The following is a 23,386-nucleotide window of genomic DNA, read 5'->3' as shown; positions in this document are numbered from 1 at the left end:
TAGTAAGTTTCAACTAAGACAAACAGGAATAAAAAAATCCCCCAATTTGTAATCGGAAGGATTAGTCTTTCGTCTATACTTAATAAGTACTTATTAATCATTTGAATCATGACAAATAAAGTATGAACTGAATTTTAAAAATGGATAGACTAACCCTATATTTTGTAGTTTGAAGTTATAAAATTCAACTTAAAATATAAATTAGTTAATCATTATTCATCCATCATTCCTTTCATAATTCTATTTTTAGAGTAACATTCTTTTTAGGGAGATGCAATATTAGCTTCAATTTCATCTAATACTAAATCATTTATAATTCTTTGAGTAAGGAGATAAAACTTTACCGCCCTTTTTATAAACATCACATTTTTGTTCAATAGGTCATGTCTTTTGTCCGTTAAAAAGGGAGGATATGAAATTGACATCAACTTTTTGTGTAACTATAATAGTTACAGTTGGTTTCGTAAACTAATTTGAATTTCTATTTTAATGATAGTATATTTTCATTCCTTTTTAAGTGTGACAGATAGCAACTATAATCCAATAGAGGAGTAGATTCTATCTCATATGTAAAGAGTAGATAAGTTGTACCCGCCAAATTTACGACGCGCAAATACTTAAAAAATTACATTTTTCAGCTTATCCTTTTTAGAATCCTCAGTATTGGTAATTGTAAACATCTACAAAAAGTTAATAAGATTGTTGTGTGTAGAAAGAAATCTTTTAAAAAGGTCATAATATGGATAATAGGTAGCACACATTTTAATTAGTAGGACTTGTGCTACCATCAAGCCATTTTTTAATAAAAGTATAGAAAAACTCAAGAAGGTGAGTCCATTGCGTAAGCATGCATATGTGCAATTTTATGTATTGATATTGGCTTTAATAACTTATATAAGCTTTTGCTTTATATTTTTATTTGTTTTTCCGAATCATTATTTCGTATCAGATTTTAATATCCGACTATCATCTTTAGTCGTTGAAACTACTGTATTTATCTCATTACTGTATTCTATATTATCCCAAAAAATTAAGTTAGGAGTATTCTGGGTTTGCATTACTATTGCAATAGGGTGTTTTTTGATAGGGAATTTCATATCCGCTTTTCAAGTACTTAATGTAGAATTACCAATACAAAATTTTAATATTTCTGATGTATTTCTACTGTTTTTCTTATTCTTCTTTCTTTTTGCGTTCTTTTATAAAATTATGATGGAATGTAACAAATGGGAGAAAACGTATTTACTTTGTGATTTATGCATTGTTGTTACTGCTATTTTTACATTAGAGTGGTACCTATTTAATAAACCATCTGCAAATATTTTATTCTTATCAATTGGAGATGTTTTTCTCTCATTTATTTTTCCGATTATAGATTTATTGCTTCTATTACTTGGAGTTACACTGATCTTTCGACCTGCTATTTTCAATGCAAAAAGTAAATTGTTTATTTTTATCCTAGTATTAACTGGATTGGCTATTACGGACTATTTGTATTTTTACTTACAAGGTGATTTGTCAGAGCGTTCAGTTATATTTTTAAGGTGTTTGTATAGAGTTTTCCTATTATTTATCGCTATTGCTGCTACAATCCCAAAGAATACTTCTTCTAAAAGAAATTATTTTATTATTAATCCGACATTTGGAGAGAAACTTCTTGGTATATTCCCTTATCTTGCAGTTGCAGTCTTAATTGGCTTTACTTTGAAAGAGCAAACTTCTTCAGCTACATTAATTACGGGAAATTGTATTGCTTTTGTATTTGTACTGATTCGTCATACAATCGTACGAATGCAAAACAAAGAGTTAACTAAAACATTAAAAGTGTTTAATAATCAATTAGAACAAACAGTATCTCAAAGAACAAGGGATTTAATAAATAAATCTAATGATTTAGTAAAAAATCAAGAGAGATTTAAGTCATTATATGAGTATCATCCGGATCCTATTTTAACGATTGATTCAAACGGTATCGTATTAAATATAAACCAGGCTGGAAGTATGTTACTAGGAAAAGAAAGTGCTGCATTGATAGGGAAAGAGTGCTTCTCTATTTTTTTAGATGAAGATAAATCTGAATTGGAAGCAGCTATAAAGAAAGGGAAACGATGTAGTTCATCTTCACTACAGTTACGTGTGAAAAATAACAATGAGAAGGATATACTCTTTTGGTATGTCACTATAGTTCCTATTATGATAGAAGGACAAACCTTTGGGAGCTATGTAATGGTAAAAGACATAACAAGGATGAAACAACAACAGGAAGAGATAAATTACCTTGCATTCCATGATACGGTGACGGAGATTGGAAATCGTATATTCTTCCAACAAGAATTAGATAGATCTATTAAGCGTGCACAAAAAACACAGGATAAGTTTGGGCTCCTGTATATTGATTTAAATCGCTTTAAGACTATTAATGATACATTGGGTCATTCGATTGGTGACAAGGTTTTAAAAGAAGTTGCCAAACGTTTTAGGACATGTCTGTCACCGACTATTTCTCTAGCAAGAATAGGTGGTGATGAGTTTGCGATCATTGTCCATAACCAAACAGAGCAACAGCTATTGGATTTGTGTAAAACTCTATTTCGTATAACTGAAGAACCATTTGTAGTAAATCAGCATAGTTTTTACTTATCTCTTAGTATAGGAATAGCAGTGTATCCATTTGGAGGAATAAATACTACTACACTTTTACAACACGCTGATATCGCTATGTATAGCGCAAAGGAAAAAGGTAACAATGCTGTTTGTATGTATGACGAGACATTATCTCAAAAAGTAACTCGTCGATTACAATTAGAACAGGATTTACCAAATGCAATTGAAAATAATGAGTTGTTTTTATTGTATCAACCACAAATTGATAGTAAGGCAGGTAAGGTTATTGGTGCAGAGGCTTTAATACGTTGGCAACATCCAGAGCTTGGGCTGATTTCTCCTTTTGAGTTTATACCTATCGCAGAAGAAACGGCGCAGATTATTTCAATTGGGAAGTGGACGTTACAGAAAGCGTGTCAACAACTGAAAGAATGGCATTCTACGGGCTTTTCAAATCTAAAGATGGGGATAAATTTATCAGCTATAGAGTTTGAACAGAAAGATTTTGTTCAAACCATTATATCTACCATAGAAGAGATAGGAGTACCTGCTAATTCGATTGATTTGGAATTAACAGAGCGAATAGCAATGGTAGATGAAAAGGAAACCTTATCGAAGTTAAAAGCATTAAAATCATATGGTGTACATTTATCAATTGACGATTTTGGTACAGGTTATTCTTCATTAGCGTATCTGCCTCTTTATCCAATTGATACTTTGAAAATTCCAAGAGAATTTGTTAATAGGATTGGAACTTCTACTGATGGAGATGAAATTATACAAACCATTATTTCACTTGCTCATACTTTAAACATGAAAGTGATAGCAGAAGGGGTAGAAACGAAGGAACAATTAACGGTATTACAGCGTAATGCATGCTATCTAATTCAAGGCTATTACTACAGTAAACCTGTAAATGATGATGAATTCATTGGTTTTTTAAGTACAATACAAAATGAATAAGTGAAAAATCAGTATATGTATGAAATAAAGTGAAAAGACGTTCTATCCATATGGATTTGAACGTCTTTCTTATGTTTATTTTCAGTAGTTATGCAGCAAGGTTTCAGCCTTTGAAAGTAAAATAAGTATCTATATTCCTTGTATTTAGGGCTAATGGGATATGAGGTGAAAGTTGCTTCTTGTGAAACCGCATTAGGGACAGCTCGTATATTCTTAAAGCAATTTGAAAAAGCGGAAGAACATTTCAATCGTTCCATTGACCTTTTGCAAAAACATAATGAAGACAAATTGATTTTAATAGTAAGGCATAATTTAGGACTATTATATGCAACTCAAAACTTATCTAAATTAGCAATTCGTCATTTATCAGAAGTGACAGAGAAGAATATTGCCCATTTTAAAGCATTGTTCTTACAAGCGCGTGAACATTATAAGCTAAGAAAAACAAATATTGTAAAAGAACTTATTGAAAAAGGATTAGCAGTTTGTATGGAATTAGGAAATGAAGAGTATGTATATCATTTCAATATTTTACGTTCTCTTAATGAAGATGAAGCAATTAAACTCTTGGAAGAAGTGAAAAAGTATTTCTTACTTCGAAAAGCAAGGTTTATGGGATTTCGTAGAAGAATATGCAGATCTAAAAAAGGAAGAAATTATACAATAATCACATGCTATCATTTTTAATAGCTAATTAACAAAGGGATTCCAATTATGGAGTCCCTTTGTTAATGGGGTAATGCTTTGATTTATCTAATTATAACAATATTCGTAAAAAGTGTAAAGGGGTCCTAGTTTGGCGGGGGAATTATTTAATCTTTTTTATTTAATAAAAGGGATAATATTTAGTTATCTGCGCTTCTTAATTATGTTTTTTATCATAATTTGAATTGAATTTCAATTAATCTTATTTATTTTATAGGAATTATAAGTTATACTAAAAGTAGGTGCAAAATGTACCATTTGAAAAAGAGTGCATTGCAAAAAGGAATCCGTAAAGGATTCCTTTTTTGTTTCTTTTAAAATGAAGCAACGTTCTAATTATCTCTTTCTTTTTTTATGAATGAACTACCAATGTATAAATTTAAAAGGTATTTTTGGAAAATTGCCATATTCCTGTAACAAAACAAAGGTATGTTATGTGTGTTAAATATAAAGAGAAAGAAGGAAAAGTTGTGAAAAAAGTTTTGCCAATTGTTGCGTTATTAGGCATGATGAGTTTTGGAGTACAGGAAATGAATGTAAGAGCTGATACATACCACAAGGGCGATTCAAAAATTAGTTTTTGGGATTCGAAAAGAAAGGGTACTAATTTCATGAATAGTACGTCATTACCTGAAAACTATAAAAGTGCAAAAGAAGCTAATATTGAATATGTACGTTTAGCACCTGATAAATGGGCAAAAGATAAAGATTTTCTATTTGAGGATAAACCAGATATTTCTGGAAAAGTTTATCTTATATAATGGTGGAGACAATAGGATATATGTATTACAAGCACTAAGTAATGGTAGATATATATCAGCAAATGGTGGTAGAGAATTAACAGCTACTAGTTATGTAGCTGGAAGTTGGGAAAGATTTGTTATTGTATACTTCTAAACTTTGAAGTGTTATATATCTAAATGATAATGGCATGTTTAGTTGGTATAAATACCTAATACAATAAAGTTTTAAGCATGTAATACAAGTGTATATTAACGTGTAAAAGGGCTGCAAATAATTAGCAGTCCTTTTTGCATGGACTTACTGAGGTTATAATGAGAAGAAAAAGAACCCTATAGGGTTCTTTTTCAAGGCATATTAACAGTAAGGAGAATCATGAAATGCTACTTCAAATCTTTATTAGGGGAAAGATTTTGAAAAAGCTTAACATGTATTTATTTTTACATAAATGTAAGATGTAGTAAATTGATAATGTTTATACTTACTATTACTAATATTCAATTAAGATAGTTAATACTATTTATATAGTGTTAACTGGTGTATAGTACAGTATAGATTTAGAAATTTAATATTAGATTACATTTGTTAAAAAAGTTAATAGATATATTATTTCAAATTTTAACTAACATTTAAACGGTTTTAATTGAAATTGGTTGTGTATTAACCCTTATAAGCCAATAAAAGTAAATAAAATAAACAAAGACCCTGTAATAAATACAGGGCCGGATACAGGGTTAAGGGAACGCATAGTTTCTTAATATCATAGTAGCATATATTCTTTGTATAGCTACATGAGGATTTTGACAGAATTAAGAACAAGACAGAAAATCTGTAGGAAAGCAAATATAGTGCTGGAAATGTGATTTTAAATTAAGCTATAGGTATATTGAAATGGATGAAAACTCTTGAGTACCATGATTAAATTGCCTTTAATTATGAGGTCTAGGTTAGAGGGATAATTGGATCTTACTGAAAAGAAAAAATATTTTTTAGATTAAAAGAAGAAAAGACACCTTTTGGGTGTCTTTTCTTTAGGTAAACAGTTCACATATTGCTGAATTAGATACGAAACCATAATTCGACTACGAAGTAAATCCTAACATAATCTGAACAGAAAAAATATGTAATATTACATTTTTAGTTTTTAATTATTTTATTCAATATAGAGAAACAACGTAAATAAAAGGGCATGCAGTCGTATCTGCAGCCCTTTTTAGGAGGAATTCAAGACACCATTAGGACACGTATTGGTAAACAGGTTCAAAAATAGTATGTGTGAAAAGAAAAAGTCCTATACCAAAAGTAGACAGGACCTCATCTTTTTACATTTTAAAAAATGAAATTCTGTCCTTTTGAAATCAGTACAGCACACACTTGGTTTGAAATGAAATTAGAAAAAGTATACATGAAAATGGCAGACAACTATTTTGTTGCCTGCCGGTGCCAGTGGGTTGAATGAGTTAGTCAATTCAATAAATTGTGCTATCCCATTACCAGAAGAGTGAAGCCGCTAGTTCAAACGGCTTAGACATAGTTTGTCTAATAAAGAAAAAATTATGAGTAAAGATTTTGTTTGCTCTATATGAAAAGATAAATAGATATTCATCAGACAAGGATAATTTAGCATATCTTGAATAGGGTGTAGGAACGAATTAAAGAAAGGGATATTTGTTTAGGAAGGGACTGACTCAGGAGTGGGACTTTCGGACAGGGTTTGGGGAGCGGTGATTGCCTTTGGCATTGCGACTAATATCGTTGCTTGTATAATGGCAGTATACATTCAAAAATATGAGCTAATGATAAATCATCTTACAAATATTTTATTTTTAATAATTATCTCTTTAACGTTTATAAAGATGAAAATTAACAGATGGGTGGCTTTAGGATTTACATTAGTTGTAATAGAGAAAGGTATTAAAGCGGGCTATGACTTCTACACACATAATTATTATAGTGTCAGTTGGAGTTTAGCTATCATTGTCTATTGCATATACGAGATGGAAAAGTATCATATTGAAATAAACGAATAGGCGCAACAAAAAGGTGTTAGTAGGTGGAATTCTTTTTAAAATACTATAAAAAAGACACTACAAGAGTGTCTTTTTTTTGAAAATACTCTATAATTAACTTTGGGGAAGGTAATGTTAGAGTATTCGTTTAGCATTATCTTTATATTTGATAAACCATGAAATCGAAAGATTTTGTGGTTTATTTTATGAACAATAGATATTACAGTATTGGCAGTGAGTTATTAACCATTTTAAGCATTAGGGGAGAATGGATTAAAAGTCTAACATCGAATAACGGTTCCGGAATATAGTGTTGCGAAATGATCTCCCATATCCCAAACGGTACTTGCCTGTATATAGCCCTTAAAGCCTTCTGAAGAATAATAAATCTCTTTTGGTATACTTTCTTTAGTTTGGAAATGTGCTTTAGAGTACTTTACATAATGGTCTTTAACAACTTTTGCTTCTGGAACAATAGTGTTTTTTTGTTCCAATTTTGGCCTAGCACTAGAAGGTGGTATGAATTTTATATTGTCTTGGTAATTAGGATCTAAGGTGTCAGCTTGTACACTGTGTGACGAAACAAAGGTGCTTAGACTACTTCCCGCGATTAAAGTTGCAAATACTAACTTTGAGAATTTTGTTAATCTACTCATTCTATAATCTCCTTTTTATTATTTTGTAAGGTATCTCCTTACACCTCACAGTCTATATCCACTACAAAAGGGTGTACATACATATTGATAGACAAAATTCTACAAAATACCGCATGTTTTTGGGATTTATGTATAATAATCCAATGTCTAATAATCTATTAAAAGTAAAAAGGTAGGTCTTATATAAAAGAAAATGAATAATTTATGCAGGTAATGTATATGGAATTATTGTTTAAATATTCTAAAATGAGTTGATAAAGATGTTGGTAGTTTTTTTGGAAAACAAATAATTCCCTAGGTGAAATTTGGAAGGAAGATTCTCTGTTAGAGTTTTTATAAGGGAATTCATTTTCTTAGATTCAAAATGTAAAAATAACTAAAAGAGCAAGTGTTTCAATGGGTAAAAAGCTATGTTGAGTCTTTTTTCTCTGTCGGTGGTCGTCTAATCAATGAAATGACGGATGCTTATGATAGTTTGTGTCTAGCAACATTCGTGTATAAACGAATGAATTAAGAAAAGGGTGAAATATTGGATAACTCGAAATGGATGCCTTTAAGTAATGTTGATGATGATGAGGAAATTTGGGTAGGAGCAAGAGTTAGGTTGTACAATGTTGGTATGAATAGAGAAGATAAAGAAAATAATTTCTATGAATATATTATTTCTTATATCTACGACAACACTAACTACTTACAACTAACTAATTTAACAACAGGAAAAGCAGGTTATATTATTTGTGTCATTGAAAAAGAATTACCAAATAATTATGCTTTGGGCAGAACATTAAAGCAAAGAATAGGTTTAGAAAATACCTATTTTAGATTTGAATAATCAACAAATAAGGGAAGCACCAACTCTAAGGTGTCTTCCCTTATTTAATACTTTTTATCAATAATCAATATTAACAGAGCCTAAATAAAAAAGTGAGAAAAATGATAAACACTCTTCTCACTTTCATCAATTAGGGTGGCATATACATAAATATGCGTTTGGGTGGATTTTGGATGAAAAATCCACATGCATAGTATAACAAAAAAATTATGGCTTTTCGCATGTAATATTGCATATGAAAAATAGTAAAGTTTTAAATTTTAATATTAACAACTTATATATATATGTTACAATGTAATTCTCTAATTTATTTTATTCTCCTATTTAGAATTTATAGTTTAGTGATTTAATAAAACAAAAGTGGTTGTAATAAATAGATAAAACGATGAAATAATACAGTTAGAATGGTTAAAAGGCAGTTAAATATAAGTATTAAAAGAAATAAATTTACTTATTTATGTTTAGTGAATGTATTATGGTAAGAATTTCATCCGATTGGATTAGCGCTAAACTAGATTTTTATCCAAACAAATCCAATAATTATTTTTTAAATGAAGTATTTGTTGCATCAAGTTTATTTGGAATAATTCGTAGTCTAATAATTGCTGAATCTAGAAAAATAACATATTCGAAAGGAGAACAGATAAAACTCTGTCTGTGAAAATTAAATCTTTAAATTATAAAGTATGGATAATAGGATGTAATTGTGGTTTCATTTCGAATGGTACCATAAATGAATGTGGAAAAGTAAAGGAGAAAAATTTAAATAAACTATATAAGTAGTAAAAATGAAAAGGAGAAGTAGCTAGTGTTTAATATAAAAGAAAGATTGGGGCAAATAAAGCTTAAAACGAAGTTGTCTATGGCATTTATAGCAATATTAATTATACCAAGCCTTATCGTAGGAGTATCATCTTATAATAAAGCAAAAACAGATCTTAATGAAACAATTCTACAATCTGCAAAAGATAATATAAGTATTTTAGATAAGATTGTTGATGATGAATTAGAAAATAAGCATACAGATATCACTCATTTTGCAAAGGTACTCACACAAGGGGATTATAATCCTGAACAATCGCAAAATGTACAGAATAAATTTGATCAATATATACAGTTACATCCAGAGATAGAAACGATTTATACGGCATCCAGTAACAATCAATTTATTCATGCACCTGTTGGAAAAATACCAGAAGGGTTTAATCCGTTAGAAAGTAGTTGGTATAAGGATGCAGTAAAAGCAAATGGAGAGATTATTGTTTCATCTCCCTATAAATCAAAGTCTACAGGAAATATGGTAATTGCAATTGCAAAGCAGAATGCAGATAAAAGTGGTGTCATTGGCGTAGATTTGAATATTAAAGATATCGTAAAAACATCCAAAATGATAAAAATTGGGAAGCAAGGATTTGTATCTATAGTTAGTCAAGATAAAACTATAGTTGTTCATCCATCACTAAAACCTGGAGAGAAATTAGATAAAACTTTAGTGGATGAATTGTACAAGACAGAAGATGGAGTAATTACTTATAGCCTCAATGGTGAAGATCGAAACATAAGCTTTAAGACAAATAAAAAAACAGGTTGGAAAATAGCTGGCGTAATGCCTACGAAAGAAATTGAAGAAGCTACCAATCCTATTTTTTATAAAACGCTCACTATAATAGGTGCTTCATTATTGTTAGGTGGAATTGTAATTCTATTCATACTCAAATCTATAATTACTCCACTAAGACAATTAGTCATTTCAGCTCAAAGAATTAGTCAAGGAGATTTAACCGAGAAAATAGATATTCGTTCAAAGGATGAACTTGGTCAATTAGGTGGTAGTTTCAATACAATGGCAGAGTCGTTACGTAATATTATTTCTCAAATTAACACATCTGCAGGACATGTAGCTGCGTCTTCTGAGGAACTAACTGCTAGTGTAGAGCAAGCAAGTGTTGCGACAGAACAAATTACAAAAGAGATGGAAGAAATCTCGAACAGTGCAGAGGTTCAAAATAATGAAGTTGAGTCTGGAGCTGAATTAATTGGTGAGGTAACACGAAATATTCAATACGTAGCTGAGAATGCTTCTGAAGTATCGGCTTCATCCATATACACTAAACAAAAAGCCAATGAAGGTGAACAATTAGTAGAACAAACTGTAACACAAATGCAGTCTATCCATCACTCTGTTTCTCAATCCGATAATGTCATAAAATTATTAGATAAGAAATCACAGCAAATTGGCAGTATATTAGAAGCGATTCAAAATATTGCGGAACAAACAAATTTATTAGCATTGAATGCAGCGATTGAAGCAGCTAGAGCTGGGGAACAGGGGAGAGGGTTTGCAATTGTTGCTGATGAAGTTAGAAAGTTGGCGGAGCAATCATCCGAATCTTCAATGGAAATTGGAAGTTTAATTAAGGAAATACAAGCAGACGTACATGAGACTGTAAAAGCTATGAATGAAGTAGGCGTAGAAGTACAGTCGGGAATTAAGGTTGCGAATGATACAAAACAAAGTTTTTATGAGATTTCAAAATCTGCAAATGATATTGTATCAAAAGTGCATGGTATGGTAGAACTATCAAATAAAATGACAACTGATGCAATGAAAGTTGATACATCGATTGATCAAATAGCTATGGCTGTAAAAGAAAATTCTTCAAGTATGCAAACGATAGCTGGTTCATCTGAGGAACAACATGCTTCTATGGAAGAGATAAATTCTTCAGCAATACAATTAGCACAGATGGCGGAAGAACTTCAAGAGTTAATTGGTGGATTTAAGATTTAAGTTGAGATTCTAGGAGAGAATGCTAGAATCTTGTTACAGAGTGGAAATGAAAAATCTTATAACATAGTAAATAAGTATAATATGTACTCTCTATGCGTATTGAACAGGCAGATAAGCCATTTAAAAACCCTCCATTTGGAGGGTTTTTAAATACATTTACATTAAATTTGTGGTGGTGCACCACTATAATCGCCAACACTATATGAAGGAGCAGGATAATGCCCATGAGTAGCAAGCTGATCTGTTTTAGAAAACTGAAAAATTCCCACCGTTAATACCCCAATAAAAGCAATGCCTGATAATAATAAGCTAATTTTTTTCATTATTTTAACACTCCTTTTGCGATTGATTTTTGTCTTGCTTGATAACAAATATGGAAATAGTCACTTACTTTTTGGTGGTTCTCTAATTGTCTACATTTTGTGGCAAATAATTCGGCGTATTCGACAACATATTCCCATAATTCTTCTTCCTCAAAGTATAAGATTCCTTCTTGAATGATTTTTTCTAATTCTTCCAATGGAATATTTTCGTTTAATTTTTTTAAAATAGAGAAGTGGTGTGTGTATTCTTCGTTATGAATTTCTCTGCAAATCTGTAGACCCTTATCAATGAGTTGGCTGGCCGTTGATTGTTCTCCTAACTTATAATGTTCCTTAGCTTGTAGGAAGATGGCCTTGAAGTGTGTAGGGATTTTCTCTGTTACTTCTGAAAGGTGACGAATAGCTAAAGTAGACATACTTTGATCAGAATACAGCCACCCCATAGTATTTTTTACGTATAACAAGGAATCTTCTTCCCTATTTTTTTGTAGTAAATCAATTGCACAATGTAGATATTCTTCTGCTTGTTCGTACTGTTTTAAATAGATGCAGCAACCACCTAGCAAACTATTACAAAAGGCTGTTTTTACTTCATAACCTTCATACTTTGAAAAGATTGCTCTCGATTTATTTGCGTATTCGATAGAAGCGAGATTGTTATAGGTATGGTGATAGAAAGTAGCAATTCTATAGTAAAATTCGGCGTGTTCAATTTCATCTGGTATAGCTACCAATATTTTTTCTGCTAGTTTATAATGTTCCTCTGCCTCAGTATAATTTGATATAAAAGTGGAATGAATGGATTTGAAAAAATGATAATAGAATTGTAGAAATTGATCTGTAGGCATATCATAATCGCTAATAGTATCAAAACTATTTTGTTGAATACCAAGGCTATCTGTTAAGACCTTGTAACGAAATTCGAGTAGTGAATAGTATAGTAACAAATTTTGATCCTGATGCTCTTGATTCGGTTCAATGCTTAACTTATTAATTTTTTCATCAATTTTCTTTTTTAGATTAGTAGCTTTTATAACTTGCTGAGATAGCATAGATCGATACCAGTCGTTCAATAGAGAGGTTAATTGCTCATTTCCTTTTACTGAGACACTCATAATATACGCCCCCATTTTCTAAAAAAATCCTAATCCAATTTAATTATAAACATCATAACAAAATAGAAGAAAAAATGGAGTGATATTACAATATTTTTCAAGAAAATTCATAAAAAACAATCAATTTGTGTCGAATATACGTAGAATAAAACATCCAAAAATAATCAAAAGATGATATGAGTCTTTATACGTTCTATTAGGTGAACTAAGAAACTGTGATTGAAGATTTATGAAATCTCTTTTTCTTAAAACGATCAATTATGTGTTAATTTTTAGATTATTTTATCGGATAAATATAGTATGTATCACCACCAAATGTATAAATCTTGCGTATGTAAATAAGAAGAGAATAAAGGAAATAAAAAAGAACTTGTAAGAATTCCTACAAGTTCTTTTTTAGATAATGTAAAAGGTGAAACAGACTATGTCATTATTTGTAATAGTAAAATTATCTTATGTATGGTTTTGTTTTATTTTATCATTTTAGCCAAGAAGACTCCTTCCTCAAGGAGCGTGAAGGGTCACAGTCCAGTGAGTAGGCGGGAGATGAATTGGCCTCGAACAAGAGATGGCAGGAAGCCATCTTAATTGTTCGACATATAGAAAGTATTACTCTACTATCTATCGAATGTATGTTTGGTGTATAATAGTCATATACCGAAATGGAGGTGAATCAAATAATGATTAATAAAGCCTATAAGTTTCGTATCTATCCAAATCAAGCACAAGCAATTCTAATCAACAAAACGATTGGGTGTTCTCGCTTTGTATTCAATCATTTTCTATCCTTATGGGATCACGCATACAAAGAGACAGGAAAAGGCTTGACCTATGGTATATGCTCTGCCAAACTACCTGCCATGAAGAAAGAGCTTGTTTGGCTAAAAGAAGTGGATAGTATTGCGATTCAGTCGTCTGTTCGCAACCTTGCGGATGCTTATACGCGCTTTTTCAAAAAACAAAACAGCGCACCGCGCTTTAAATCTAAGAAGAACAACGTACAATCTTATACCACAAAACAAACAAATGAAAACATTGCCGTTGTAGGGAACAAAATAAAGTTGCCGAAACTAGGCCTTGTTCGATTTGCCAAAAGTCGCGAAGTAGAGGGGCGTATTGTAAATGCTACAGTTAGACAGAACCCTTCTGGTAGATATTTTGTGTCACTATTAGTTGAAACAGAAGTACAAGAACTTCCGAAAACACATTCTTACATTGGAATAGATGTAGGACTAAAAGATTTCGCTATTTTGTCAGATGGAACACACTATGAAAATCCGAAATTTTTCCGATCATTAGAAGATAAGTTGGCGAAAGCACAGCGTGTTCTTTCTAGAAGAATGAAAGGATCTTCTCGCTGGAATAAACAACGAGTAAAGGTAGCTAGAATTCATGAATACATATCAAATACTAGAAAAGATTACTTGGACAAAATTTCAACTGAAATCATCAAAAACCACGATGTTATCGGTATAGAGGATTTGCAAGTATCGAATATGTTAAAGAATCATAAGTTAGCAAAAGCAATTAGTGAGGTATCTTGGTTGCAATTTCGATCAATGTTAGAATACAAAGCAAAATGGTATGGCAAACAAGTCATTGTCGTATCGAAAACATTTGCTTCCAGCCAATTATGTTCTTGTTGTGGATATCAAAATAAAGACGTTAAAAATCTAAACCTACGTGAATGGGACTGTCCTTCTTGTCGTACACACCATGATAGGGATATTAACGCAAGTATCAATCTAAAGAGTGAAGCGATAAGGCTTCTAACCGCAAGGACTGCGGGGTTAGCCTAATCAATTAGAGTTCGATAGAACTCTTTACTTAGGAATCCCTCACTTCTAAACGAAGTGAAAGTGGGGGTAGTTCAAAGAAGATGTACTATATTGAAGATTTGTTCTTATTGTTGATTAAAGGGAAATTTAAGAATGGTAAGGGGAAAGTGCATAAAAGAGAAAGTCTCCTTTATTTATTCTGAAAAGATAATTCAAAAAGCTATTTGTGTATAGAATAAGCTATGCATAAATTCATCAACATTGGTGATAATAAATAAGAGAATCAATATATAAGCATAAACTTGTTAAAGCTCAGTGTAATTCTATAAATAGTAGATGTAATCATCTGAAAAATAACATTATTTACTTTTCGAGTAGGATAAGTAGAAAAAAAGGAAGTTTTTCTTTGAAGAAAGCTCTTTTGACAGGAATAGATTTTTTCATAACTAGAACAAATAAATTAATAATCACATATACTGTATTGTCGTTAAAGCAAGACATTATTTTCTCAGAACAAGGGAATCACTAGAAAAATACGTGATTCCTTTATTCTTCAATATAATGTCAATAGTTGATTTGAAATAACCGAAGAAATAAAATTTTTGTTAATGGACAATCACATAATTTTAGGTATAGTAGGTTTATAATTTAGACTATAAAAATTAATGTATCTTTTATTATTTTAACCAAGAAGACTCCCTCCATAAGGAACTCACAGCAAGTATGGGTAAGTGGGAGTAGTTCAAAGCATGCAATATTGTTTGATTTGGCTAATACATAGATTTCTCATCTCAGAACTGGTGTAAGAATTATAATGTTTATACCATTCTATTGTATTTTCTAAAGTCTGTTGTAGGGACCATTTTGGCTGCCAATTAAGATTGAATTTTGCTTTGCTAATGTCAAGGTTTAGTAAATTTGCTTCATGAAAATTTATTGGATCTATATTTTCTGCTGTCCAATCCCCGCAGCTCCAAATATCTAGTAAACTGGTCACTAATTTTTCTACTGAAACAATATTGCTTAGGGATGGCCCGAAGTTCCATGCTCCTGAAAAAAGGATACCATTATTTATAATTTTTTCTGTAAGGAGTAAATACCCGCTTAAAGGTTCTAGTACATGTTGCCAGGGTCTAATAGCAGTAGGATTTCTAATAATAATCTTTTTGTTTGATTCTAATGCTCGTATACAATCGGGAATAATTCTATCTATTGACCAATCACCACCACCAATTACATTACCAGCTCGAACACTTGCAATTATTTTCTTGTGTTGAGAAAATTTTTCTTCTGAAAAGTAAGAATTACGATAGGAAGAAATTAAAAGTTCGCAGCATCCTTTGCTTGAGCTATATATGTCATGGCCGCCCATAGGGTCAATTTCACGATAACCCCAAGGCCATTCTTTATTCTCATAGCACTTGTCACTTGTCACCATAATTCCTATTTTAGCTGATTCATGTAATCGAATTGCCTCTAGTACATTCATAGTTCCTACAACGTTTACCTCGTATGTTTCTCTAGGATATTCATATGAATACTTAACTAGAGGTTGGGCAGCTAAATGGAATACAATTTCAGGTTTATAATCTGTAAAAACCTTATTTAATTTATTAAAATCTCTAATGTCTCCACGAATATCAATTATATTATTTTGAAGGTTAGTAATGTTAAAGTTATCATTTTTATTTTTAGGATCTAATGAATATCCGATTACAGCAGCACCTAATTCATTCAACCATAGGGATAACCAAGAACCTTTAAAACCAGTATGTCCAGTAATTAAAATTCTTTTTCCGTAAAAAGCATTATTAAAGTTTCGGTTTAACAATTAGTCCACCTCCTTTAGTACCCTATTTTTAGGGGGTTAGGTATAAATGTTTATTATTTTTATACCAATTAATAGTTTTTATAATTCCTTCTTCAATATTAATTCTAGGTTCCCAGGAAAGAGAGTTTTTTATTTTTTGCACATCTGCTTCAGGAACCCATCTTTCATTTGTTCTAGAGGAAATTGCACCGTAATTTGGTCTGGAATTGGTTTTCAAATGTTTGAATAATAATTCTACATAATGTTTCAAGGGGTGAATAGTGCCGCTCCCAATATTAAAGATTTCATTTTGTACAGTAGTATTTTCTACTGCTAGGATACAGGCATCTATTACATTTTCTATATAACAATAATCTCTTAATTGATTACATAAAGTTAAATTTACATCTTTGTTTTGTAATACTCGCAAGATTATATAGCTAAAAATTTTATGCGGCTCTTCGCCTTCTCCGAATATGCCAAAAGGTCTTAATGTTATAAGATTAATATTGTTTTCGCTAGCAATTTGATGGGCGAGTATAGTAGCAGCAGCTTTGGTACTTCCATAGATGTCCACAGGAGTTAGTAACATATTTTCATGAATAGGTTCCATCTTGTTACCGTATTCAGAACTACTCCCAAAATTGATGATTTTTTTACAATTCACCAATTTTGCTGCTTGAATAATGTTACAAGTCCCTATAACATTTGTTTCTATAGCATGGATGTAATCTGTATGGGCAGAATTTACACCATAGGCTGCCAGGTGAAAGATATAATCGGGATTAATTTTCTTTATTGCATCTTGTACTTGTTTTTTATCTCGTATATCTATTTCATAGGTTTCAATATATTTTAGAATATCCTTTAGTCTCCAAGAATTTGATGGTGTTCTTATGAAAAGAACAATTTTTGCTTGTAAATTTAAAAGTCTTCGTGCCAAGTGAGAACCAATAAAACCGTATCCACCAGTAATAAGGAAAGTTTTATTTTTAAATGAAGCAATCATAGTGATAATCTATCCTTTATTAAGATGTATTTTTAGTTGCTGAAATAAATAGATTTATTTTTAAATAAGGAAAGTATCAGTCTTAATTGTGATGAGGGGAGGGGTATTTAAAATAATTTTTTATTGTTGTTGTATCAATTTGGTCAGCAAATAAAGAGGAGGGAGATTTTTGAAAAGTATTATGAAGGGTATGACATGTCTTGTTCAATTGTTCAATATAAGGAATGTATATATAATCTAAAACTGCTGGAGGTAATTCTAAAGTTTCTTGTTTCCATAAATCGAACTCATTTGGATTAATAATTTGCATACTTCCAAAATGAAAAGCTATTAATTCATCTTGATCAATAAAAACTTTATTATCTGTTTTGGATATAGAACTGCTATTTAAAATGACATTCCAAGGTGCTGCATCAATACCTTTATGAGTCATGATTTTTATATTAGAAAAGATGTTAGGAATGTGATTTAAATATTTTTGGTCACCCCATCTATTCATTTCAACATCATATTGATTATTGCAATATTCTAGGCATTTATCTTTCCACCATGTTAAAATTTCTTTACTATTTTGATCATTTTTGAAGCCTACTAAACCAGCTTGGTATATACCGTGTATGCTTTCAATTTCAGTAGAGCTTCTTTGAGGGCAAAGAAATACAGAGTACTTCCACCATTCATCAAGAATGATATTAGGTGCTGTAAAGAAATACATATCAGCATCACAATATATAATGTGATCAACTTCCGGATAAAGACTAAGGACATGTAGACATAGGGGCGCTTTTAATGTCCAACAATACTCTTGTAAACTTCTATCATTTTTTATACTGAGGAGTTCATGATTTTCAATTTCTTTTACCGGAATTAGTATGGCGTGCTTTAATTTTAATTTCTCTAATATTTGATAAGTTAAATCATCCATACAACAGATCCATACAGTAAATTTAGCGTTGAAATTTTCTAAGGAATAATAAGAGGTCAATCCTTGAATTAATCGTTCTTTACTTATAATCATGGAAAAGTTCATAAAATGATTGGATTGATTCATTTTTCTTCTTAATTGTGAATCTTTATATAAAGTTTGAGCTTTATTTATATCTTTTTTACTTAAAAATTGTTTAGTATCTTTATGGAATTTATCCTTTAATTGCTTTAAAACAAATTGAATTCTCTCTAAATATGGAGTGTAAATATGGTTTAATATATTATTGGGTATTGAAATTTCTCCCAAAGACCAAAGATCAAAATCATTTTCAGTAAAGATAGTAATACATGCAAAATGGTAAACAACTAGTTTGTCGTTTTCAATAAATATATCGTTTTTAGTCTTGTCAATTTTATAATCGTTATTATATATACAGTTCCAAGGCGCAGCATTTATACCTAAGTTATTTGAAATTTTTACTTTTGGAAAATATATAGGGATATAATCTAAATACTTTTGGTCTCCAAATTTCCCCTCCTCAGCCTCGGCACTGCACCAATCTATACATTTATTTTTCCACCATCTTACACTTTTTAGTCCATAGAGATCATTCTTAAATCCAATTAGACCAGCCTGATATTTTCCATACATTTTTTCTACCCAATCACGATCTCTTTGGGGGGTTAGGAAAATAGAATGGTCACCCCATTCCTCAAAAATAATATTAGGGTCAGAGAAAAAGCATAAATCACCATCACAATATAGAATAGATGGTAAATCATAATTGACCAATAAATATTCTATCAAGACAGATTTTAAAGTCCAACAATATTCATTTACTTTTCTTTTTCTCTTAATTGCTTTTAATTCACGATCTTCCAATTCTTCAACTTGTAAAAGGTTTACATTAATTAAACTCATTTCTTTTAATAGTGAATATACAAAAGGATCTATACAACAAATCCACAATGTGAATTTTTCTGAGTACTGCATTAATGATTGCTGTAAAGCAATAATTTTCAAGACATACTCACTACCTACAATGACGCAGAAATGATTATTTAGATCATGTTGTTGATTATAGAATTGGGGATCAATTCTTTTTTGAGTATTTTTTTTGGAGAGATTTGAAGCTTTAATTCCTGTTGAAAGTGGGTTAACTATTTTCTCATTAGAGGGGATATACAATCGAGGTAAACTTATTTTTTTATCATTAGAGTTCAATGCTTATTCAGTCCTCTCCACTAAAATTTATTTGGATTCCAACTTTCATTTACAGTTTTTAAATCTTTAGGTGTATCGACACTAGCCCAAAAGTCATTGTGTTCATAGACTGCGAGCTCATTGTCTTTTATTAAATTTCGAAGAGGATCTTCTTCTAGAACACAATCATCATTATTACTTAAATAATCGAATATTTCTTTGTTAAATACAAAAAAACCGCCATTAATTACTTCATCAAGTAATGGTTTTTCTTTAAAATCAATAGCAATTCCATCTTCGACCGCCAATAGGCCGTATTGACTATTTTTTTTAATTCCAGTTAATGTAGCAATTTTTCCTTTTTCTTTATGGAATGCTATTAGTTGATCAATATCTATATTGGCTAATCCGTCACCATAAGTTAATAAAAAGGTTTCACCCTGTACAAAGGATTCAAGTTTTTTTAGTCTTGCCCCGGTCATTGTATCAATTCCTGTATCTATAAAGTGTATATTCCAATTTTCTAATTTCTGAAGTAGCGTATATTGACTGGTTTTAAAATTCAAACTAAAGTCATTCTCTTTCCAGCTAAAGTCCATAAAATATTCCTTAATTTTCTCACCTTTATATCCTAAGGGCAAAATGAAATCAGAATGTCCATATTTTCTATACCAATTCATTATATGCAAGAGGAGAGGCTTTCCTTGAACTCGAACTAATGGTTTGGGAATGTCCTCTAAAATTCCTTGCATCCGAAGCCCTTTTCCGCCACACAAAATTATGACTTTCATAGATTTATTTCCTTCCTCTCTATATATTTTACTAATTTAAACTATGTAATTTGTTTGGTAAATGTATACACGGTTGTACCATAATGACAATCAACTAAAAAAAATATGTTAGATTTATAATTCAGATGCTGATTAAACGTGGAGAATACACATTGTAGTTTATCATTAATTATATGTAAATTAGGTTCTTTTAAAATCTATGCTTTAGTTTATTTAATATTAATGAAAGAAATTGCTTGTTCTTAAGATAAAAGAAGGGGAAGGAAATCAAGGGAATTGAAGAAGCTTATAATGAAATATCCAAGAAGACAAAATATAAGATAAAGTATGGAAGTAAGTAGTCGTGAATGCACTACATAAGCAGAATATGCTGATCGCATAAATGATTATACAGAAATCAACAGAAGAATAACAAAGGGAATTAGCCATTTGAAGGAAAATGGAACAACTATTTTTACATTTTATAAATTCAAAAAAGAGCACCGCATAAAGGTGCTCTAGTGATAGAACTAATTTTGTAAAGAACTATTTATTCAATAAAGAAGGACTTACGAATTATTATATGAACGTTTTGTTAATTAAGTGTGTATCAATTAGACAGGAATTTTATTTCTCTACACCTATTTGATTTTACGGGCCAAATCATGTTAAAAGTAAGAAGAAAATTATTAAGTTAATGTTATTTTGTTTAAAATAACATCCCAATCGGAATCATCACCTTCCCATCTATCCTGATAACGTGGGAGTTCAATTGAACAAACCCGCGATATTCCCCAATTTTGTTCAACAATATTAGATATACCCTCCTTGAAATTAACAATAAGGATATTAAAATCCTTATTTGTAATTTTAGATAATACGTTTTGTAATTCAACCGCTTCATCTCGATTTCCCCAAATTCTAATGAATAAAATGGATTCACTACTATTTATTTTTTCAAGGAATTGATTAATTCTAGTGTCTAATTTAGCTTTAAAAGAAGGATAGGTTGATTTCAAATCCTTTTCTGAATTAATAGGAAAATCATGCATTGAAAAACAATTATAATAAGTGTCCTTTATACAGTAGGTAATTCGTTCTGCCCATTTAATTTGATTATCAAATTCTGATTCAATAAGACCGTAACTTTCTGAACCTTCTATAATCATATTTTCCAACTTCATAAATTTTTTAAATCGATTTTGAAGTAATCTGTTTACATCTGAAAGTGATGGATAATAAAACCAATCTAAAGGTCCAGAAAATGTTCTTAAATTGTGTCTTTTGATTTGGTTGGTGACTTGACACAATCCTCCTAAACTTACAATTACGCCATAGGATTTTTGTATATCTTCTAGGTTCATCCTCATCATCCTTTATAAAAGTAATTTAAATTATCTGTTCAGTATATGATGCAATAACATATTGATGTGGACCTATATATCACAGTACATAGAGCTAAGACATTTGTATAAATTTAAAAAGTCAAATCCCTAAGTTGAGGGATTTCATCTTTGATGTTATATCATGGAGTTACTATTGGAATGAAAGCTGGTAGGGATATTGCGCCAGAGTTATATTTTCTGCAGTAACTTAATTTAGAAAACTGTTCTTGATTACTGTAGTAAAATTGTTGTTTTTTAAACATTACTTATCCGGATTCATGAAAAGTATTTTAATGTATTATTTTATATAACAATATTTAGTTTTAATATTAAAACTAAAATATGGAAGTAACATAGGGGATTCACGCATATAGTAATGTTAATGGTAAAATTAACAAAATTTTCATTTGAATCAGATAAAACTATGATGTTTTTAACTTATAATAATGTTACTACGATGAAAAAATGGCTACTAATTAGTTAATTTAAAAATCAATTTTAGATAGGAAGAGGATAATGAAGACCAGAGATAGTTATAAAATTATTGTAATTGGTGCTGGGACAGCAGGACTATCTTCTACTGCACATTTATTACGAAATGTACCCCTATTGAAAGAAAGTATAGCAATTATTGATCCATCAAAAAAACATTACTTTCAGCCACTATGGAGTTTAGTGGGGGGAGGAATTGTTTCAAAGGAAAGTACGATGCGTAATCAGGAATCGCTTATTCCAAAAGGGGCAACGTGGATCCCTAAAAGTGTTGTTAAGTTATTTCCATCTGAAAATAAGATACTTTTAGATGACGGACTGCTACTTGAGTATGAAATTCTTATTGTAGCAGCTGGTATACAAATAAATTGGGACAGTATTAAAGGCTTAAAAGAGTCTATTGGCACTAATGGGGTATGTAGCAATTATTCTTATACATATGTTGATTCCACTTGGAGAGAAATCGAAAAATTTAAAGGAGGAAATGCGCTTTTTACCCACCCTAATACTCCTATTAAATGCGGTGGTGCTCCACAAAAAATTATGTACTTAGCAGAGGAGTATTTTTGTAATAGTGGTGTAAGAAACAGAAGTAAAGTAATATTTTATTCTGCAAACAATAACATATTTCAGGTTCCACGATATGCAAATACTTTAGAACAAGTACTAGAAAGAAAGCAAATTATAACGAATTATAATAAAAATCTAGTGGAAATTATCGCCGAAAAGAGAGAGGCAATTTTTGAAGATACGCAAACACTAAAAAGAGAAACCGTACCATATAGTATGATACATGTTGTTCCGCCAATGGGGCCACCTAATTTTATTAAAGAGAGTGAGATAAGTGATCATCAGGGGTGGGTAGATATAAGCCCTTATACTTTGCAGCATGTGCAATATAAAAATATTTTTGGACTTGGAGATTGTACCAATTTACCTACCTCTAAAACTGGAGCAGCAATTCGAAAACAAATACCCGTCTTAAAACAAAATATTATGGACGTACTTAGCGGAAGAGATTTACAGGCTAAATATGATGGATATACATCATGTCCGATTGTTACAGGATATAAAAGTCTTATACTTGCTGAATTTAACTATGAACATGAGCCTCAAGAAACGTTTCCATTTAATCAAGCGAAAGAACGGTATAGTATGTTTTTACTTAAAAGATATATGTTGCCATATATGTATTGGAATTTAATGTTGAAAGGGATTCTATAGGAGAAGATAAAAAGTGGTTACAAAAATTGAAAATTAATTTGAAATAAC

Annotated in this window: 14 protein-coding genes and 3 pseudogenes; 9 read left to right on the top strand and 8 right to left on the bottom strand. The window is 30.8% G+C overall.

Features of this window, described 5'->3' with window-relative positions:
* Window positions 1–837 precede the first annotated feature (837 nt).
* The 5 genes and pseudogenes from MKY21_RS17640 (at window position 838) to MKY21_RS17625 (ending at window position 7,043) form a co-directional block, all read left to right on the top strand.
* Complete coding sequence (locus MKY21_RS17640) at window positions 838–3,567, top strand: sensor domain-containing protein (RefSeq protein WP_341077044.1); 2,730 nt, start codon at window positions 838–840, stop codon at window positions 3,565–3,567.
* 156 nt (window positions 3,568–3,723) lie between these two features.
* Window positions 3,724–4,210: pseudogene (locus MKY21_RS17635) on the top strand (tetratricopeptide repeat protein); the annotation flags it as partial.
* Between the two features lie 496 nt (window positions 4,211–4,706).
* A pseudogene (locus tag MKY21_RS17630) lies at window positions 4,707–5,030 on the top strand (cellulase); the annotation flags it as partial.
* Window positions 5,014–5,169 (top strand): annotated as a pseudogene (locus MKY21_RS31210) (fascin domain-containing protein); the annotation flags it as partial. The pseudogenes MKY21_RS17630 and MKY21_RS31210, both read left to right, overlap by 17 nt.
* Before the next feature lie 1,538 nt (window positions 5,170–6,707).
* Window positions 6,708–7,043 carry a hypothetical protein gene (locus tag MKY21_RS17625; RefSeq protein WP_000524431.1) on the top strand — a complete coding sequence of 112 codons (336 nt, stop codon included), beginning with the start codon at window positions 6,708–6,710 and terminating at the stop codon, window positions 7,041–7,043.
* Between the two features lie 260 nt (window positions 7,044–7,303).
* Here MKY21_RS17625 and MKY21_RS17620 read toward each other — a convergent pair whose 3' ends face one another.
* Complete coding sequence (locus MKY21_RS17620) at window positions 7,304–7,678, bottom strand: hypothetical protein (protein ID WP_044795252.1); 375 nt, start codon at window positions 7,676–7,678, stop codon at window positions 7,304–7,306.
* Between the two features lie 547 nt (window positions 7,679–8,225).
* Between MKY21_RS17620 and MKY21_RS17615 the strand changes: the two genes are divergently transcribed.
* Together MKY21_RS17615 and MKY21_RS17610 are read left to right on the top strand one after the other, a co-directional pair.
* Window positions 8,226–8,510, top strand: coding sequence for a hypothetical protein (locus MKY21_RS17615; RefSeq protein ID WP_002024558.1), 285 nt, complete (start codon window positions 8,226–8,228; stop codon window positions 8,508–8,510).
* Window positions 8,511–9,318: 808 nt separating this feature from the next.
* Window positions 9,319–11,301: a methyl-accepting chemotaxis protein gene (locus MKY21_RS17610; RefSeq protein ID WP_000481860.1), complete on the top strand. Its 1,983-nt coding sequence runs from the start codon at window positions 9,319–9,321 to the stop codon at window positions 11,299–11,301.
* Window positions 11,302–11,462: 161 nt separating this feature from the next.
* On the opposite strand, the gene MKY21_RS17605 is transcribed toward MKY21_RS17610, so the two are convergent.
* A complete protein-coding gene (locus MKY21_RS17605) occupies window positions 11,463–11,624 on the bottom strand; it encodes a hypothetical protein (RefSeq protein WP_000724109.1) in 162 nt (53 codons plus the stop codon).
* Window positions 11,624–12,739, bottom strand: a complete 1,116-nt coding sequence (locus tag MKY21_RS17600; protein ID WP_000116962.1) for a Rap family tetratricopeptide repeat protein — start codon at window positions 12,737–12,739, stop codon at window positions 11,624–11,626. The genes MKY21_RS17605 and MKY21_RS17600 overlap by 1 nt, the downstream gene beginning before the upstream one ends.
* Window positions 12,740–13,419: 680 nt before the next feature.
* On the opposite strand from MKY21_RS17600, the gene tnpB reads away from it, so the two are divergent.
* Window positions 13,420–14,538, top strand: coding sequence for an IS200/IS605 family element RNA-guided endonuclease TnpB (gene tnpB, locus MKY21_RS17595; protein WP_006922732.1), 1,119 nt, complete (start codon window positions 13,420–13,422; stop codon window positions 14,536–14,538).
* Window positions 14,539–15,259: 721 nt separating this feature from the next.
* Here tnpB and rfbG read toward each other — a convergent pair.
* The 5 genes from rfbG to MKY21_RS17570 form a co-directional block, all read right to left on the bottom strand.
* On the bottom strand, window positions 15,260–16,348 hold the full coding sequence (rfbG, locus tag MKY21_RS17590; RefSeq protein WP_283502449.1) for a CDP-glucose 4,6-dehydratase: 1,089 nt from the start codon (window positions 16,346–16,348) through the stop codon (window positions 15,260–15,262).
* Window positions 16,349–16,376: 28 nt separating this feature from the next.
* Window positions 16,377–17,336 (bottom strand): NAD-dependent epimerase/dehydratase family protein, encoded by a 960-nt coding sequence (locus MKY21_RS17585; protein WP_000561951.1) that lies wholly within the window; start codon window positions 17,334–17,336, stop codon window positions 16,377–16,379.
* Between the two features lie 82 nt (window positions 17,337–17,418).
* Window positions 17,419–19,488, bottom strand: coding sequence for a glycosyl transferase (locus tag MKY21_RS17580; protein ID WP_341077027.1), 2,070 nt, complete (start codon window positions 19,486–19,488; stop codon window positions 17,419–17,421).
* A gap of 20 nt (window positions 19,489–19,508) precedes the next feature.
* On the bottom strand, window positions 19,509–20,258 hold the full coding sequence (locus tag MKY21_RS17575; RefSeq protein ID WP_000864432.1) for a sugar phosphate nucleotidyltransferase: 750 nt from the start codon (window positions 20,256–20,258) through the stop codon (window positions 19,509–19,511).
* Between the two features lie 668 nt (window positions 20,259–20,926).
* Window positions 20,927–21,601, bottom strand: coding sequence for a papain-like cysteine peptidase (locus MKY21_RS17570; protein ID WP_001047148.1), 675 nt, complete (start codon window positions 21,599–21,601; stop codon window positions 20,927–20,929).
* A gap of 537 nt (window positions 21,602–22,138) precedes the next feature.
* Between MKY21_RS17570 and MKY21_RS17565 the strand changes: the two genes are divergently transcribed.
* Entirely contained in the window at window positions 22,139–23,338 is a 1,200-nt protein-coding gene (locus MKY21_RS17565; RefSeq protein WP_000857316.1) for an FAD/NAD(P)-binding oxidoreductase, read from the top strand.
* Window positions 23,339–23,386: the final 48 nt, after the last annotated feature.

The organism is Bacillus sp. FSL R9-9497 (genome assembly GCF_038005805.1).
GTDB lineage: Bacteria > Bacillota > Bacilli > Bacillales > Bacillaceae_G > Bacillus_A > Bacillus_A cereus.
Note: the sequence above shows the minus strand (reverse complement) of the source record. Positions and strands in the feature narration are given on the sequence as shown.